The organism is Ahniella affigens, from assembly GCF_003015185.1.
Lineage (GTDB): Bacteria > Pseudomonadota > Gammaproteobacteria > Xanthomonadales > Ahniellaceae > Ahniella > Ahniella affigens.
Map to the genome: position 1 here is coordinate 4,805,001 of NZ_CP027860.1, position 16,009 is coordinate 4,821,009.

At 60.1% G+C, this 16,009-nt stretch carries 16 protein-coding genes and 1 pseudogene (1 of these 17 running past the window's edge); 12 read left to right on the top strand and 5 right to left on the bottom strand.

Annotation, left to right across the window (positions count from 1 at the left end):
* From C7S18_RS25405 to coq7, 3 genes and pseudogenes are all read left to right on the top strand, one after another.
* Positions 1–53, top strand: a pseudogene (locus C7S18_RS25405) (4Fe-4S dicluster domain-containing protein) (its annotated part extends 136 nt beyond the left edge of the window); the annotation flags it as partial.
* Between the two features lie 258 nt (positions 54–311).
* Positions 312–1,013: a heterodisulfide reductase-related iron-sulfur binding cluster gene (locus tag C7S18_RS25060; RefSeq protein ID WP_240623930.1), complete on the top strand. Its 702-nt coding sequence runs from the start codon at positions 312–314 to the stop codon at positions 1,011–1,013.
* Complete coding sequence (coq7, locus tag C7S18_RS18530) at positions 1,010–1,657, top strand: 2-polyprenyl-3-methyl-6-methoxy-1,4-benzoquinone monooxygenase (protein ID WP_106892962.1); 648 nt, start codon at positions 1,010–1,012, stop codon at positions 1,655–1,657. The genes C7S18_RS25060 and coq7 overlap by 4 nt, the downstream gene beginning before the upstream one ends.
* Before the next feature lie 225 nt (positions 1,658–1,882).
* On the opposite strand, the gene speD is transcribed toward coq7, so the two are convergent.
* Positions 1,883–2,674, bottom strand: coding sequence for an adenosylmethionine decarboxylase (gene speD, locus C7S18_RS18535; RefSeq protein ID WP_106892963.1), 792 nt, complete (start codon positions 2,672–2,674; stop codon positions 1,883–1,885).
* A 339-nt stretch (positions 2,675–3,013) separates the two neighbouring features.
* Between speD and crp the strand changes: the two genes are divergently transcribed.
* The 3 genes from crp to C7S18_RS18550 are packed head-to-tail and all read left to right on the top strand — an operon-like array spanning position 3,014 to position 5,385.
* A complete protein-coding gene (gene crp, locus C7S18_RS18540; protein WP_106894100.1) occupies positions 3,014–3,688 on the top strand; it encodes a cAMP-activated global transcriptional regulator CRP in 675 nt (224 codons plus the stop codon).
* Complete coding sequence (locus C7S18_RS18545; RefSeq protein ID WP_106892964.1) at positions 3,688–4,149, top strand: GNAT family N-acetyltransferase; 462 nt, start codon at positions 3,688–3,690, stop codon at positions 4,147–4,149. Before crp ends, C7S18_RS18545 begins: the two co-directional genes overlap by 1 nt.
* Before the next feature lie 3 nt (positions 4,150–4,152).
* A complete protein-coding gene (locus tag C7S18_RS18550) occupies positions 4,153–5,385 on the top strand; it encodes a threonine/serine exporter family protein (protein WP_106892965.1) in 1,233 nt (410 codons plus the stop codon).
* A 66-nt stretch (positions 5,386–5,451) separates the two neighbouring features.
* On the opposite strand, the gene C7S18_RS18555 is transcribed toward C7S18_RS18550, so the two are convergent.
* Positions 5,452–5,799, bottom strand: a complete 348-nt coding sequence (locus C7S18_RS18555) for an H-NS histone family protein (RefSeq protein WP_106894101.1) — start codon at positions 5,797–5,799, stop codon at positions 5,452–5,454.
* 211 nt (positions 5,800–6,010) lie between these two features.
* Between C7S18_RS18555 and C7S18_RS18560 the strand changes: the two genes are divergently transcribed.
* The gene (locus C7S18_RS18560; protein ID WP_106892966.1) at positions 6,011–6,889 is read left to right on the top strand and encodes a hypothetical protein; all 879 of its coding nucleotides are present in this window, start codon (positions 6,011–6,013) and stop codon (positions 6,887–6,889) included.
* 177 nt (positions 6,890–7,066) lie between these two features.
* Here C7S18_RS18560 and C7S18_RS18565 read toward each other — a convergent pair whose 3' ends face one another.
* Both C7S18_RS18565 and C7S18_RS18570 read right to left on the bottom strand, forming a co-directional pair.
* On the bottom strand, positions 7,067–7,315 hold the full coding sequence (locus C7S18_RS18565; protein ID WP_170113014.1) for a hypothetical protein: 249 nt from the start codon (positions 7,313–7,315) through the stop codon (positions 7,067–7,069).
* Positions 7,316–7,700: 385 nt separating this feature from the next.
* Entirely contained in the window at positions 7,701–9,509 is a 1,809-nt protein-coding gene (locus tag C7S18_RS18570) for a proline--tRNA ligase (protein WP_106892968.1), read from the bottom strand.
* Between the two features lie 232 nt (positions 9,510–9,741).
* Between C7S18_RS18570 and tatA the strand changes: the two genes are divergently transcribed.
* Genes tatA through C7S18_RS18595 form a run of 5 tightly spaced genes read left to right on the top strand, consistent with a single transcriptional unit; the run spans position 9,742 to position 13,021 of the window.
* On the top strand, positions 9,742–9,936 hold the full coding sequence (gene tatA / locus C7S18_RS18575; RefSeq protein ID WP_106892969.1) for a Sec-independent protein translocase subunit TatA: 195 nt from the start codon (positions 9,742–9,744) through the stop codon (positions 9,934–9,936).
* Between the two features lie 6 nt (positions 9,937–9,942).
* Positions 9,943–10,248 (top strand): Sec-independent protein translocase protein TatB, encoded by a 306-nt coding sequence (tatB, locus tag C7S18_RS18580; protein ID WP_106892970.1) that lies wholly within the window; start codon positions 9,943–9,945, stop codon positions 10,246–10,248.
* Positions 10,245–10,997: a twin-arginine translocase subunit TatC gene (gene tatC, locus C7S18_RS18585; protein ID WP_106892971.1), complete on the top strand. Its 753-nt coding sequence runs from the start codon at positions 10,245–10,247 to the stop codon at positions 10,995–10,997. The genes tatB and tatC overlap by 4 nt, the downstream gene beginning before the upstream one ends.
* A gap of 5 nt (positions 10,998–11,002) precedes the next feature.
* On the top strand, positions 11,003–11,842 hold the full coding sequence (locus C7S18_RS18590; protein ID WP_106892972.1) for an AAA family ATPase: 840 nt from the start codon (positions 11,003–11,005) through the stop codon (positions 11,840–11,842).
* 3 nt (positions 11,843–11,845) lie between these two features.
* Positions 11,846–13,021, top strand: coding sequence for a vWA domain-containing protein (locus C7S18_RS18595; RefSeq protein WP_106892973.1), 1,176 nt, complete (start codon positions 11,846–11,848; stop codon positions 13,019–13,021).
* Positions 13,022–13,352: 331 nt separating this feature from the next.
* On the opposite strand, the gene C7S18_RS18600 is transcribed toward C7S18_RS18595, so the two are convergent.
* Positions 13,353–15,899: a protein kinase domain-containing protein gene (locus C7S18_RS18600; protein WP_106892974.1), complete on the bottom strand. Its 2,547-nt coding sequence runs from the start codon at positions 15,897–15,899 to the stop codon at positions 13,353–13,355.
* Positions 15,900–16,009 lie beyond the last annotated feature (110 nt).

A 16,009-nucleotide genomic window follows, 5' to 3' on the forward strand; every position in this document is an offset into this window, starting at 1 on the left:
TTGAATTGATGCGACTGGCCACGCAGCAGCCGAGCGCTGCGCTGTACGCACATGACGCGCTCGAACACTGCCTAGCGTGTGGACAATGCGAGCGCAACTGCCCAATCAATGTGCCGTATCTCGATGCACTCGTGGCATCGCGACAACGCGCGCGAACCAAGCAGCGCTGGCCCCACAGGCTGCTCGCGTCACCGCGATTGCTGACGTGGTTGGTTGCGGTCGCGGCATTGTTGCCATTGTGGTTGCGACGCAGGTTGCCGCTTGGTCGCGCGCTGACAAGACGACCACTCGGACCAACACGAATCGCGCGCATGGCACCCCAAGCGAATACGCAAAGCAACATCGCGTTGCTTTCTGGTTGCACCGGCCACGCATTGGATCGCGCGGCGATCGCTGCAGTCATAGAGATCGCGACAGCGCTCCGTCATTCGATCACCATCTTGCCGCCGCAGTGCTGCGGCAGTCTGCACCGACATGCTGGGGATTTGGAGACTGCCACGGCGTTGCAGTCGGCCATGCGAAATACACTTGAGGCCGCCGGCGACACGACCATCGTGCATCTCAACTCGGGCTGTGACCAACAGGTCCGAATGATTGCGGGCATCGCTAAGCGCCCGGCCTTGACGGTATTGCAGTGGCTGACGGCGCAATCCGCTTCGCTTCGTTTCCGGCAGAGCGCGGAGCGCGTCGCCTTGCATCATCCATGCACGAGCAGCCAATCGGAACGACAAGCCGTGGAACGCCTGTTGCGCATGGTCCCGGGATTGGACATCCGCATTCTTGATCAGCATGCCGGATGCTGCGGCGCTGCGGGTGATCAGTTCCTGCGCGACACTGAGCGCGCAGACGCGTTTGTGACACGTTGGCTCGCCGGTTACGCGAGCAGCAACGCGTCAATCATTTTGAGCAGCAATATTGGCTGCAGCCTGCAACTCAGCAATCAGGACACCATTTCGGCGACAATCATGCATCCCGTGGTGTTTCTGGCCTCGCTAATGGAGCCATCCGCATGAGTACATTTCGCAGCGCTTCCTTTCTGGATCTTGCACTTGGCGCGATCGATGACGCGCGCGGCGCTGGGTATGCCGAGCCCGTGCAACCAAATCGCGCCCATCCAGCCGCCGGCATTCCGGTGCCGGAGCTCGGCGCGAGCGAACGCGATGATGTCGCTGGCTTGATGCGCATTAACCACACTGGCGAGGTCTGCGCGCAGGCCTTGTACAAAGGTCAGGCCGCCATGGCCAAGGATCCCGCCACGCGTGCGCAGCTGCTGCAGGCCGCCCAGGAGGAACAGGACCATTTGAGTTGGTGTGCCGATCGTCTTCGGGAACTGGACGCACCGCCTTCGTTGTTGAATCCACTCTGGTATCTGGGCAGCTATGCGATCGGCGCCACTGCGGCGGCCGTCAGTGACCGGATCAGCCTTGGTTTTGTCGTCGAAACCGAACGTCAAGTCGAGGCCCACCTGCAATCGCACCTCGAACGCCTGCCAGTCCAAGACGATCGCTCCAGAGCAATCCTCTCGACGATGCAGGCTGAAGAGATCGAACACGCTGACCATGCGTTGGCGAGCGGCGCCATGGCGTTGCCACAGCCCGTGCGGCGGCTGATGGGCCAGATGGCGGACGTGATGCGGTTTCTGGCGTATCGGGTTTGAGCTGAGGTCTCGAGTTTGCTTGGAACTTTGTCTCGAGATCGAGCCTCACCCCGGATCAAGTCCGGGGTGACGCAAGGAACGTTGGGGCGCGCGCTGGATCCCGACTCGCGTGACGTCCGCCTTCTCGTTACGTCTGCGGGTTGGCCGCGGCTCTGATTTCCGAATCCCATAAAAGCAAAAGGCCGGCCGCTGCGATACAGCGACCGGCCTTTTTTGCATCATGCATCAGACCAGGTTGCGGCCGTGATAGAGCTCTTCGATCTCGCGCTTCAGCAGCGTTTCGATGGTTTTCCGTTCCTTGAAGCTCAAATCCGACGAATTCGTCTCGAACAGATACGTGTCGAGGTCGAACTCCTTCAGGTGCATCTTCGTATGGAACAGGTTCTCCTGGTACACGTTGACGTCGAGCATCTCGTACTTCTGATGAATGCTCTTGGCCAGGTAGTCCTGGATCGAGTTGATCTTGTGGTCGATGTAGTGCTTGTTGCCGCGCACGTCACGAGTGAAACCGCGCACGCGGTAGTCCATGACCACGATGTCGGACTCAAAGCTGTCGATCAGGTAGTTCAGTGCCTTCAGCGGCGAAATCACCCCGCAAGTCGCCACGTCGATGTCGGCACGGAACGTCGAGATCCCGTTGTGCGGGTGGCTCTCCGGGTACGTGTGCACCGTGATGTGACTCTTGTCCAGATGGGCCACCACGGCATCCGAGAGGATGTCCTTGCCGGCGTCCTTCGAATCAATCACGGGCTGCTCGGAGATCAGGATGGTCACTGAAGCGCCTTGAGGATCGTAGTCCTGGCGGGCAATATTCAGAATATTTGCGCCAATCCGATCCGACACGTTCGTCAGGATCTTCGTCAGACGCTCCGCGTTGTAGGCCTCGTCGATGTACTCGATGTAGCGCTCGCGCTGCTCCGGCGTCACGGCGTAGCAGATGTCGTAGATATTGAAGCTCAGCGACTTCGTCAGGTTGTTGAAGCCCTGAAGCTTGAGCCGGGGAAGCGGTTTGACCACGGTCGTGTCCTCTGGAAATCAGCCACCCCGGATTTTGGGGGGCGCGGATTATGGGGCAAAAACCGACGTTCTGGGGGACCCGATTCAGCAACTGTTTGAAAACCAACGCCAGCCGTCCTATAAGTAAGACCTGAAACCGCCCTTCCTGGCCTCTGCGATCGGTGTCGGCACCGGCACCCGCCTGGCCTAGACACCTGTGAATCAAGCACTTGCAGTTTGATTCACATTGAAGCCAGGTTGGCCCGCATGGCCTTCGGATTCGTTCGGAGGACTGAGCAAGTGCACCGTTCCAAGCTGGAATTCGAGCCGATGCCTGTACAAGATCCTGCAGCTTTACTGATGGAAACCATGCCAAAAAGTGTCACCCCCAGGGCTTTGGCCTTGGACGACGCCACCCTGGCGCGCTTTTTGTCTGCCTGTCACCGCCGGCGCTACCCCAATCGCACGGCGATCTTCATGCCTGGCGACCGGGCGGACGTCATCTATTACATCGTCGATGGCTCCCTGTCAGTTGTCGCCGAAGACGATGACGGTCGCGAGCTCATCTTGGCCTACCTGAACAAGGGAGAGTTCATTGGCGAGCTGGGTCTGTTCGTCGAGACCAGAAAGCGCGAAGTGCTGGTGCGCACGCGTGCGTCTTGCGAACTGGCCGAGATCAGTTACGAGCGACTGTTGCAGCTGTTCGAGGGCGCGCTCCGCGATGAGTGCCCGCGAATCCTGTTCGCGATTGGCTCGCAGCTGACCCGGCGCCTCCTGCACACGAGCCGCAAGGTCAGCCGCCTGGCGTTCATGGATGTGACGGGCCGGATATCCCGGGCGCTGCTCGACCTCTGCGCCGAGCCAGATGCACTTTCGCACCCGCAGGGCACCCAGATCCGGGTGTCGCGCCAGGAGCTCTCGCGCATCGTTGGGTGCTCACGCGAAATGGCTGGTCGTGTCTTGAAGCAGTTGGAAGAACAGACCAAGATTTCCGTGACGGGCAAGACCATTGTGGTGTTCGGGACCCGCGGCTGATGTCCGTCCCGGCGTCCATGGCGGTCGATATCCGGTTTCGCGACGCGAAACTGGCGGACGCGCCAGCCGTCGCGGCCCTGATCGAAGCCTTGGGCTACCCATGCGAACTTGGCGAGGCTGAGCGCCGCATCCGCCGCGTGAATGCCAGCCCGCGGCAGGCGCTGATTCTGGCCATCCTGGGCGATTCGGTCTGTGGGCTCATCTCGGTGGACTACATGTTCTATCTGCCGCTTGGCCGTGACACCTGCCGGATCACGGCCCTGGTCGTCGACGCCCGGTTCCGAAGCCAAGGCGTCGGCCGGGCTTTATTGCGCCATGCCGAAAGCTTGGCTCGGCGCGAAAACGTGGCTCGCATTGAATTGACAACCGCTGGCCATCGCCACGAAGCGCACGCGTTTTACACGCAGTGCGGCTATGAGCGGAGCTCGGTGCGCTTCGTGAAGCCTCTGGGCGATGCCTGAGCCATGCAGGCGGCTCTGTTTGAAGCCAAGGTCCGATTCGTCTCGGAACTGGCCAAGCGGTTGCATCAGTACGGCACCAGCGCGCCGCGTCTGGAGTCGGCAATCGACAGCGTCTCGACTCGCCTGGGTCTGAGCTGCAACAGCCTTTCCACCCCTACGTCGATCATTCTGTCGATCGGCAGCCTGGAGGACGGCCCCGATGCGCTGCCTCGGTTCACACAGGTGCTGCGGGTGGAACCGGGCGAGGTCAATCTGCGGCGGCTTTCCGAAACCGATGACATCGCCGAGCGGGTCTACCATGGCCAGCTTGATGTCGCGCAGGGGCTGAAGCTCCTGCAAAACCTACGTTCCGGCCTGAGCCGAAAGGCTGAGGTGCTCCAGGTCCTGTGCTTTGCCATCGCGTCCACCACCGTCTCGGTGCTGCTGGGCGGTGGGTTGGGCGACGTGCTCACCGCCACCTGTTTCGGCCTGATCATCGGCTTGTTGGGCACGCTGGCGGGTCGAATCGAGAGTTTTGCCGCCTCGTTCGAACTGGTCGCCGCATTCATCGCCACATTTGGCGCGTCACTGGTGGCAGCGCACTGGGTCGCGATCAACGTGCGCTCCGTGGTCATCGCCGCGCTGATCGTGCTGTTGCCGGGCCTGATGCTGACCACCGCCGTCGTCGAACTCAGTTCCCGACACCTTGTGGCAGGGAGCGTGCGCCTGATGGGTGCCAGCGCGATCCTGCTCAAACTGGCAGTGGGTGCCGCCGCAGGATTCCAACTCGCCAAAACGCTGCATTTGGGCGAGGCCGCAGCCGTGACACCAGCGCTGCCAAGCTATGCCTCCTGGATTGCCCTGCTGGCAGGTACCTATTCGTTTGCGATCCTGTTTCAGGCGGCAAAGCGCGATATTCCGCTTGCCATGGCGTCGGCCTGGCTCGGGTATCTATGTACGACCTATGCTGGCCAAGCCTATGGTCAAGAGTTCGGCGTGTTTTTTGCAGGCCTGGTGGTGGCGTGTGCGTCCAATCTGTTCGCCCGGCTCAAGAACCGCCCGGGTGCGATTGTCCGGGTGCCCGGCATTATTCTGCTCGTGCCCGGCTCGGTAGGCTTCAGGAGCCTGTTCTTTGTGTTCGAGCGCGATGTCTACCTTGGACTCGATATGGCGTTTTCTTTGGTCGTGCTGTTGGCGTCCCTGGTTGCTGGCCTGTTGCTGGGAAATGTACTCCTCCCGCCACGGCGAAGCCTGTAGCGAATCGGTCCCTGATTGTCGAAAGCCTAGTCGCGTGATCCGACTGCAGACCGACTTATTCCGAAATCAACCTAAATACATTTGCGCTTCCGTAATGCCGTCAGCTAATGCATCGGAAAACCATTTTGGCCGCTTGCCCCGCCCCGCCCACGTCTGCAATGGGTTGGCTGGATTCCGGTATTTGGGCGCTACGGCCTTCTTGTTCGAGCCAGCATCCCCATTCGCAGCGGGCTTTTTCGGGCGCCCCTGACCAAAGACCTGGTCAAAGGTCAGACCTTCATCGGAGATCAGTTTGAGACAGCGCTCGCGTACCTGTTTGACATTTTCTTCTGCTAATTCCATTTGCCGCTTTTGGGCATTTGAAATCAAATCACGTAATTGACGGGCATTGAGCCCTCTCAAGTCGACACTCACATTAGCCTCCCGGAACCTGCAACTCCGGATAATGCCATGGCTGACGGGGCTCGGGTAACCAGACACACACGCAAACTTTCGTAGGTTTTGCGGCATAGCAACATCTTGCAAAACGTTCGACCAGTCTTTGGCATGTTTCGAGCATCTAGCTCTTGACGGAAGCCGGGCCCAAGGCAGGATAATGCTTCTCGGCAATGAAGGACACACAGCGATGGGTCTCCTAGACGATCTTGAACAAGAAGCGCAAAAAAAGCGCGAAGAAAAAGAAGAGCTGCAAGCGCGCAAGCGCGAGTTCTTCAAAACCAACACCATCCCGGCGATGGAGAATCTGTATGACTATTTGACGCGCTTGGCCAAATCGCTGAACTTTCTGAAAACGGAGCGCCGTACGCGATTCCGGGTGATTGGCTATGGCGATGTGGTCGTTCGAATCGAAAATGACATGACCATCCAGGCTCAGATGCCGATGTATGCCCGCGAGATCAAACTCGCGGTCACTGGCATCATTGACACCGCTGCCTGCCCCTTGCTGAAAGTTGAGGGTGCGAGCAAGGTGGAGGCGCTGCAAGATGCCTTTCGCCGATGCGGCTTCGAGGGCGTTCAGCGCGCGGAGCGGGATGATCGCGGCAATATTCTGTCGGCGCAGTTTCAGCCCTTTGGCAAAATCCAAATGGTGGCTTCGTTTTTTGCCGACATGAATTCCGAAGTAATGAAGATGGAGTTCGCGAACTTCGACAGCCTGGGCGTGCGCAGGGAAACCGTTGCAATCGGCACGCTGAACGACGATCTGTTCGATCAGATCGGCAAATACATCGCGTTGCAGCAAAACTATGTCGTGCGGGAGACCATCTCCGAAGACACGCGCGAAGCGTGGCGCCGGGGCCTGCAGACCGAGAACCAGAAGCGCGATGTCGAAGCCAAGATCGCCCAGCAGCAGGCCAAGGAACTTGAGCGCCTGGAAGCCCAGAAAAAGCCGGGCAGCATCACTGAGCGCATCAAGGCCGTGATCATCGACAACTCCGAGCCGGAACCCAAGAAAGACGAGCCCGGGTTGCTCGGCAAGCTGTTCGGATTTGGTCGGAAGAAGTAGACGCGAGTTTCGCCTCGCAATAACCCAGAAGGCCCGCCGCGAGCGGGCCTTTTGATCTTTGCGATGCGCTTATTCTCGGTTCGAGTCGCGGCGCCTTGGCCAGGTCAGCGCGCAACAAAAAACCCGCCAACGGCGGGTTTTTTGGGATGCGGATTCGCACCCGACAATCGAACCAGATCAGGTCGGCTGAATGTTTTCCAGAGCCGGCGCACCCAATACCGTGCCAATCACCATGATGACGATGCCGGCCAAGTAGTACAGGAAGGGCTTCTTCGCAACGTCCCAGTGCATGATGATGAACACCAGTTGCACGGGTGCCAGGAACAGGCAGCCCAAACCCCACAGAATGCTGGTCTGAAAGGCTTTGACCAGCAGCCAGAGGCCACCGACAAGAGCCAGGCCAATACCCACAATCATCAAAATCATACCCATAAGTTTCCGTCTCCCGAAAAGTTTTGGCGCTCGCCTGCGGCCGGCGCATTCGGCCAGGTTTGTCCCAGATCGGCAGGCGAACCGAGCATAGCGGGATCATGAGCGCGCAGATAGCGGTAGGGCGACCCGGGCCGCCGATCGTCCATTCGCCCTCCCGAATTATTGGGAATACCAGCTCGGCGACGCTTTGGAACGATCCCTAATCCTTGGGAGGCGTTCGGCTACCCAGTTTGGGGCGCTTCGTCGCGCATCGAAGCGTCGGTGCCGTTTCGCGGTTCTAACGACGTCGCGGTGTCGCAAGCTGCCACGTGCCGCGCCCTTTCCCACATGCGTGGGGGAGCGCGCACGCTCGCCCCAACCAGCAAAGTACCGGCAACAATCAGTCAGTCAACAGGACGCCGAGGCGCTCGCCAACTTGGGACAGGCTTAACGCCTCGGCCTCGGTTGCGCGGCGGGCGCGGTACTCGTAGGTGCCGGCAGTGAGACCACGTTCGGAGACCACAACACGATGCGGCACACCGATCAGCTCGATGTCGGCGAACATCGCGCCCGGACGGAGCCCGCGATCGTCGAGCACAGCCTCCACGCCTGCGGCCTGCAGCTGTTCGTAGAGCGCGACGGCAGCTTCAGTCACCTTCGCATCACCCTTCGGGTTGATCATGCAGACCGCGACCTTGTACGGCGCCATCGGCTCGGGCCAAATGATCCCATTGGCATCGAAATTCTGCTCGATCGCCGCCGCGACGATACGCGACACACCAATCCCGTAGCAGCCCATGAACATGACCTGGTTCTTGCCCTGCTCGTCGCTGACTGTGGCCTTCATGGCCTCGGCGTACTTCTGACCGAGTTGGAAGACATGGCCGACCTCGATGCCGCGACCAATGCGGATCTCGCCATGGCCGTCCGGCGACGGATCACCGGTTACCACGCTGCGCACGTCAGCCACCACTTCCGGCTCGGCGAGGTCACGGCCGAAGTTCACGTGCGTCAGGTGGAAGCCGTCTTCGTTCGCGCCGACGACAAAGTCACCCATGGCGGCCACGGTGCGGTCGGCAATAACGCGCAGGCGACGCGTGACGTCCTTCAATCGGCTGGTCGTCGGATCGGTCCACAGCCGGTTTTCGGCAATGTCTTCGGCCTGGATTTCTTTGGTTGTAATGGCGGTGACTGGCCCCAACGACCCTGGCGACGCGCCGAGCATCGCGCGGATCTCCTTCTCGGTCGCGAGGCGGCACTCGGCCAGGCCGGCAACTTTGGTCAGCTTGACCTCGTTGACGTTGTGGTCGCCGCGGACCAGCACCAGCACAAATTGCGCGTCTTTTTCGGTGTCGACACAGTAGGCCACCGTCTTGACGGTCTTGTCGATGTTGATGCCGAGCAGCTTGGCCACGTCCTCGCAGGTTTTTTCCTTCGGCGTGGCAACCTTGGCCATCGCCTCAGCCGCTGCCGGACGCGGCGTCGCCGGCGCCACGGCTTCGGCCAATTCGACATTCGCAGCGTAGTCGGAGCCGGTCGCAAACGCGATCGCGTCTTCGCCCGAATCAGCCAGCACATGGAACTCATGCGACGCCGAGCCGCCAATCGCACCCGTATCGGCAAACACCGCACGGAACTTCAGCCCGAGGCGGGTGAAGATGCGCGTGTAGGCCTGATACATGTTCTGGTATTCCCGGGCCATGCAGTCCTTGCTCAGATGGAAGGAGTAGGCGTCCTTCATCAGGAACTCGCGCGCGCGCATTACCCCGAAGCGCGGCCGGATTTCGTCGCGGAACTTGGTTTGGATCTGATAGAAATTGATCGGCAGCTGCTTGTAGGAACGGAGTTCCTGACGCGCAAAGTCGGTGATCACTTCCTCATGCGTGGGTCCGTAGCAGAACTCCTGCTGCTTGCGGTCCTTGATCTTCAGCAGCTGACCGCCGAACTTCTGCCAGCGCTCGGTCTCTTCCCAAAGTTCGCGCGGCTGGATCGACGGCATCAACACCTCGAGCGCGCCTGCGCGGTTCATTTCCTCACGGACCACCGTTTCGACCTTGCGCAGTACCTTGAGCCCGAGCGGGGTCCAGGTATAAATGCCAGCGGCGAGTTTCTTGATCAAACCGGCACGCAGCATCAGCTGATGACTGACGATTTCGGCGTCGGCGGGAACTTCTTTGACGGTGCTGAGGTGGAACTGACTGAGGCGCATACGGGCGAATCCTGAATGAACCCTCGATTGTAGCAGGCCGAATCGAACCGCCCAGGCCACCAACCAAGCGCCAACCACCCCACGCAACCGCCTGTTTATAAAAGAACAATTTGCGAACGGGGAACCAAATCCCGTGCCCTGGGTCGCAATTTGGCTGGTCCCTGCCTGTCTTCGCGGGCATGTTCGAGCGCGTGGCGGTATCCTCTCGACGTAAACCTCAAGGAGAGCAGCAATGGGAATCGGCAGCATTTGGCATTGGCTGATCGTGCTTTTGATCGTGGTGCTGATTTTCGGCACGAAGAAGCTGCGCAATATGGGCGGCGACCTCGGTGGCGCGGTGCGCGAATTCAAGAAGGGCCTGAACGGTGACGAGGAGCAGAAGCGCCTGGAAGCCGACAAGTCGGAAAGCAAGGACGAGAAGCAGTAAGCAGCCATGTTTGAGGTTGGCTTCAGCGAAATGGTGGTCATCGCGGTGATCGCCCTCATCGTGCTTGGCCCGGAGCGGCTGCCTAAAGCGGCCCGCATGATCGGGGCTCTGACACGACGGGCGCGTTCGGCGGTGACAAACTTGCGCAATGAACTCGAGCGCGAAATTGCGGCCGACGAATTGAAGCGGCACCTGAAGGAAGCTGAGCAGAGCATCCAGTCGGCGGTTCAGGAAGTCGCCAAAGTCGACCCGCTGGCCGGCATCAAGGATGACTTGAACAGCCTGACACCGACGGATCAGCCGAAACCATGAGCACCGAACACGATCAGGAAATGCCGTTTCTGTCGCATCTGATTGAGCTCAGAACGCGCCTGCTGCGCGCCGTGTCGGTCATGCTGCTGGTCTTTCTCGCCATGGTCCCGTTTGCGAACAAGATTTATAGCCTGTTTGCCGGCCCACTGCTGAAGCACATGCCGGAAGGCGGCCAGATGATTGCCATCGAGGTGATCAGCCCGTTCATGGTACCGGTCAAACTGTGCTTTTTCCTCTCGGTGATCGTCACGGCGCCGTGGATTCTCTATCAGGCTTGGGCCTTCGTTGCGCCTGGGCTGTACCGGCACGAAAAACGTCTGGCCAAGCCGTTGCTCGCGTCGGCGACTTTTCTGTTTTACGGCGGCTGCGCATTTGCGTTCTTCGTCGCACTACCGGGGGTCTTCAAATTCATGCAGGCCTTTGCGCCAGAAGGCGTCGCCGTGATGACCGACATCACCAAATATCTCGACTTCGTGCTCGTGATGTTTCTGGCCTTTGGTGTCTGCTTTGAAGTGCCGGTAGTGGTCATGATCCTGGTCTTGCTGGGCTGGGTCAGCATCGAGCAGCTCAAGGAGGCGCGCGGCTATGTGATTGTCGGCGCGTTCGTCGTCGCCGCCATTGTCACCCCACCTGATGTGGTCAGTCAGCTGATGCTGGCCGTGCCGATGTGCCTCTTATATGAAGTCGGCATCCTTGCCGCCCGTGTTCTGGCCAAGCGCCAGGAGAACAAAATCGCCCCTTCGGCCTGAATCCCATGCGCTTTGACAGTACCGAACGCTACATCGCCACTGATGATCTGAAGTTGGCGGTGAACGCCGCGATCACCTTGCAACGACCGCTGCTGATCAAAGGCGAGCCCGGCACGGGCAAGACGCTGCTCGCCGAAGAGATCGCGAAATCGATGTCGGCACCGCTGCTCGAATGGCACATCAAATCGACCACAAAAGCGCAACACGGATTGTACGAGTACGACGCCGTGGCCCGCCTACGAGACTCGCAGCTCGGCGACCCGCGCGTGGCGGACATCAAGAACTACATCATCCCGGGCAAGCTCTGGGAAGCCTTCGCGTCGCCCGAACGCGTGGTGTTGCTGATTGACGAAATCGACAAGGCCGATATCGAGTTCCCGAACGACCTGCTCCGTGAGCTCGACCGGATGGATTTCCATGTTTACGAAACGCGGGAAACCGTGCGGGCGATCCACCGGCCGATTGTGATCATCACGAGCAACAACGAGAAGGAACTGCCCGACGCGTTCCTCCGCCGCTGCTTCTTCCACTACATCCGCTTTCCGGACCCAGACACCCTGCTTCGCATTGTCGACGTGCACTTCCCGAATCTGAAGCGCGAGTTGATCAACGAGGCATTGACCGCGTTCTTCCAAGTCCGCGAAACGCCAGCGCTGAAGAAAAAGCCAAGCACGTCAGAACTCTTGGATTGGATCAAGCTCCTGGTCGCCGAAGACATTCCGATCGAAGTGCTCCGTGAGAAGAATCAGAAAAAGTCGATCCCGCCGCTATACGGCGCGTTGCTGAAGAACGAGGCCGACGTGCAGCTCTTCGAAAAGTTGGCGTTCCTCAGCCGGCGCAGCTAAGCCATGCTGATCTCCTTCCTGCTCGCAGTCCGGATTGGCGGCTTGAAGACCAGCATCACCGAGTTCCTGGCGTTGCTGGAAGCGCTGAAACACGGCTTTGCGCAGTGTTCGATCAGCGAATTTCACAGCTTGGCGCGCACTTGCCTGGTCAAGGACGAAAGTCAGTACGACCGCTTTGATCGGGTCTTCAAGGCGTGGTTCGATGGGATCGAGAACGCCACGAACGGGCTGTTCGGCAAGGTGCCGGAAGATTGGCTGCGGGCGCAGTTCGAACGCGAGTTCAGCGAGGCGGAAAAGGCCAAAGTCCGCCAGCTTGGCAGCTTGGAAGAACTGATGAAGCAGTTCGCCGAACGCCTTGCTGAGCAGCAGAAAACGCATCAGGGCGGCAATCGCTGGATCGGCACGAACGGCACCTCGCCATTTGGCAACAACGGCTTTCACCCGGGAGGGATGCGGGTCGGTGGCAGCTCCCGCAACCGGTCAGCCGCCAAGGTTTGGGAACAGCGCCAGTTCGCAAATCTGGATGACCAAGTCGAACTTGGCACGCGCAACATCAAGATTGCATTGCGCAAACTGCGGCGGTTTGCACGCCTGGGTGCGGCCGAGGAATTGGATTTGGAACGCACGATTGAAGGCACGGCGCGCAATGCGGGCTGGCTCGATTTGAAGTTCCGCCCGGAGCGGCATAACGCCGTCAAGGTACTGCTGTTTCTGGACGTTGGCGGGTCCATGGACACGCATGTGCAGCTCTGCGAGGAGTTGTTCTCAGCCACCAAATCCGAGTTCAAGCACCTGGAGCATTTCTACTTCCACAACTTCGTCTACGAGCGCGTATGGCGCGACAACAAGATGCGTTGGCAGGAAACCACTCCGATGTTCGACGTGCTGCACAAGTTCGGCAGCGACTATCGCGTCATCTTTGTGGGCGACGCGAGCATGGCGCCGTCGGAGATCAGCATGCCCGGTGGTTCGATCGAGCATTGGAATGAAGAGTCCGGCGCCACCTGGCTCACGCGCATTACCGACCTGTATCCGCGCGCCATCTGGCTGAATCCTGTGCCCGAGCCACAATGGGAATGGACGCCGTCGATTGCGATGACCCGCGAACTGATGGGCGAGCGCATGTTTCCGATGACTTTGGCGGGACTCGACCGCGCCATTCAGAAGCTGCGTGCCTGAATCGCCGCAGGCGCTTTCGAACAAGTTCAGTGCCGGTTCGGGCCCTCGATGGGCGGTGTATTCGGCCGCACTTATCAAACACGCAATGACCGATTGATTGGTGTGATCACAACATTTGTGTGCGATGACCATCCTGCTCGCAAGTAACCCTCTCCCCAGCCCTCTCCCACTCGCGGGGGAGGGAGCGCTCCCTCTCCCACGCGAGTGGGAGAGGGCTGGGGAGAGGGCTACTTGCCACACTGCGCCGTTGTAAGAATCGCGCATCGTCGCCGACATTTTGATGCGCGAATCAGCGCACTGTCGGTGCGACCAGTACGTGTACTGGTCGAACTCAGTCCGCGTCCACTGGTGCCAACAATTCAGTCGCCAAAACCTGCCGGGCCTGGATCAACTCGCCCTCGGCGATCGGGACGCCTGCCGTCGCCGCTTCGATCATCGCCTGCGCGAGGACTGGGTGCCGCTGCGGCAGTCCGGCGCGCGCGATCTGTAGCATCGATTCCAGATGCGTCTTCGCCATTTCGGGCTGCTGCCTGGCGGTAGCAATCCGAGCGCGCTGTCTTTTGGCTTCTGCGGCTAGCAATACTGACGGCACCTGCAAGCCTTGATCGTTCGCCTGCTCGACCTGGTGCAGTGATGCCTCAGCCGCTTCCAACTGACCCTGCTGGACTTGCATCCGCGCCAGCACCAGGCGTGCACGCTCAGAAAAGTAACTTCCCGAACCAAACGATGCCGACATGGCGCTCACGGCCGCTTGCATCGACTCGTTCAAACGCGTTGTGTCGGCGTCATTTGCAAGCATGATTGCAGCGTGTCGAACCACCCAGAAGTGATCTTCCATTGCGCGTTCTGCCAAGGGCCGACTGAGCGTACTGACGCCCTCGTTCGAAATGCGAAGCGCCTCGACGGGATCGCCCATGTCCACCAGCAACAAAGCCAGGCTGCCGTGATCACTGAGCCAGTGCGGACCGACGCGCCCCATGGCTTGTTCGAGCAGTCCGAGCGAATCGATCAACGTGCGCCGGGCATCCTGATAGCGCCCCTGAAACCAGAGATTCTCCGACAAGTCGTAGCTTACGGCATGTTGCCGGTACAAGCGTTGCTGCCCGGTCCAAAGACCGTTTTCGGCCAACTGCGCGCGCAGAATCGCTTCCGCGCGCGCCATTTCGCCAGCTTGACCAAGCACGCGCGCCTGCTGTGTCGTTTCGATGATGCAGACCGCGTCCGATTCACCGTAGTAGCGCTTGCAATCATCCAACAGGCGTTGGCCTGCCGGAGCGGCTTCGCGCACTTCCCAACGATTGCGATAGATGGACACCAGCAGCTGCCTGGCCTGAAAGAGCTGCGAACTATCCGCACCATAGCGGGCCTCGCCAATCAGCACGGCACGCTCCAGAAAGCGCTTGGCCGACTCATATTCGAGGGCGTTCAGGTGATACTCGCCGATCTGTTGATGGGCGAGCATCAGCGTGTGGGACGATTGGTTGCGAAGCTGCTCCAGCGTCTGTTCGGTTTCGGCGGCGAATCCACGCGCTTGCTCGCGACGCCCTGCCAACCATTCCAGGCGGGCCAACGCAGACAAATACAGGGCCAGATCCGATGCACCGGTTTCACCTGATTGCCGCGCGATCCCGATCGCCGCTTCCAGCAGCGGGCGCGCAGCATCGGGACGTTCCATCTGAATATTCGCCTTGGCGAGCGCGTGCAACAAGGCCGCATGGGTGCGCTGATCGGGCGATGGGTGGGCCAGTAGCCGCTGTTGACCACGATCAAGCAGTTCGGCGACGCCGCCCTCAGCGGTCACCGGCTGGTTGAACAGCTCCACGAAAAAGCCACCAATGGCCGTCGCAGTACCTTCTTCGCGCAGCGTTGCCGAGCGCTCCTCTGCTTCGCGGCTCTTGCTTTGAAACAGCAGCACTCCCGACAGGACCAGGCTGATCGCCAAGGCCGCAATCAGTGTCGAACTGAATGGATGCCGCCGAAAACCGAGCACGAGCCGATGCATTTCGCCACCAGCTCGTGCCGACACGGGACGCGCTTCGCGGAGCGCAATCAAGTCGTCCCGAAACAGCATCGCGCTGTGGTACCGGTCTGCGGCCGCAGGTGCGGTTGCCCGCGCGATGACAGCCGCCAAATCGCTGCGCGAGCTCGCCGGCGCGATCGCAAAACCGTGCTGATTCGCCCGATTCAGCACGGTTTGCAACGTCAGCCCAAGCTGGAAGATGTCGGTGGCGGTCGTGATCGGTCCACCTTGAAGCTGCTCAGGTGCCGCGTAGCCTGGCGTCATAATTCGATCGTTGTCACTAACCCGATCGTGCTGTCCGAGCGCAATGCCGAAATCGAGCAACCGCACGCGGCCCTGCTGATCGACCATGACGTTGCCGGGCTTGATATCCCGATGCACCAGCAGGTGCGAATGGGCGTGTGCAATTGCCGCGCAGAGGTCCTCGAACAGCCGCAACGTTTCGATAAACGACAAGCGCTGGCGCAACACATAATCGTCGAGCACCAGACCGTCGATGTGCTCCATCGCAAACCACGCACCGCCGCCGGGCAGCTCACCGCCATCAATCAAACCCGCAATCCCCGGGTGCGCGAGACGCGCCAGGATCCGACGTTCCTCCTGAAACCGCGCCAACATCTCACCTTGGCGCGGCACGATCTTCAGCGCCACCTTTTGCTCGAAGCTGGCCTGACTGCGACTAGCGAGATACACGTCGGACATACCGCCCGACCCGAGCAGTCGCTCGATTCGCCACACACCAATCTGCTCACCCGGGTTCAGTGCCGGCTCGCGGCCGTCCAACATGGCCTGCGGCAGGCGCCCTTGCCAGGCACCACCGGTCTTGAAACGCAGCGTGTGATCGTCGGAATCGCCCATCGTTGGCGGCAGTTTATCAGGCCGAAAACGCCCTCACACCAGAGACGCGATCATCCGGTTCGGAACCGACGGTTCAGCCTGAATTCGCGCTGTGTACCAGCATTTGATGG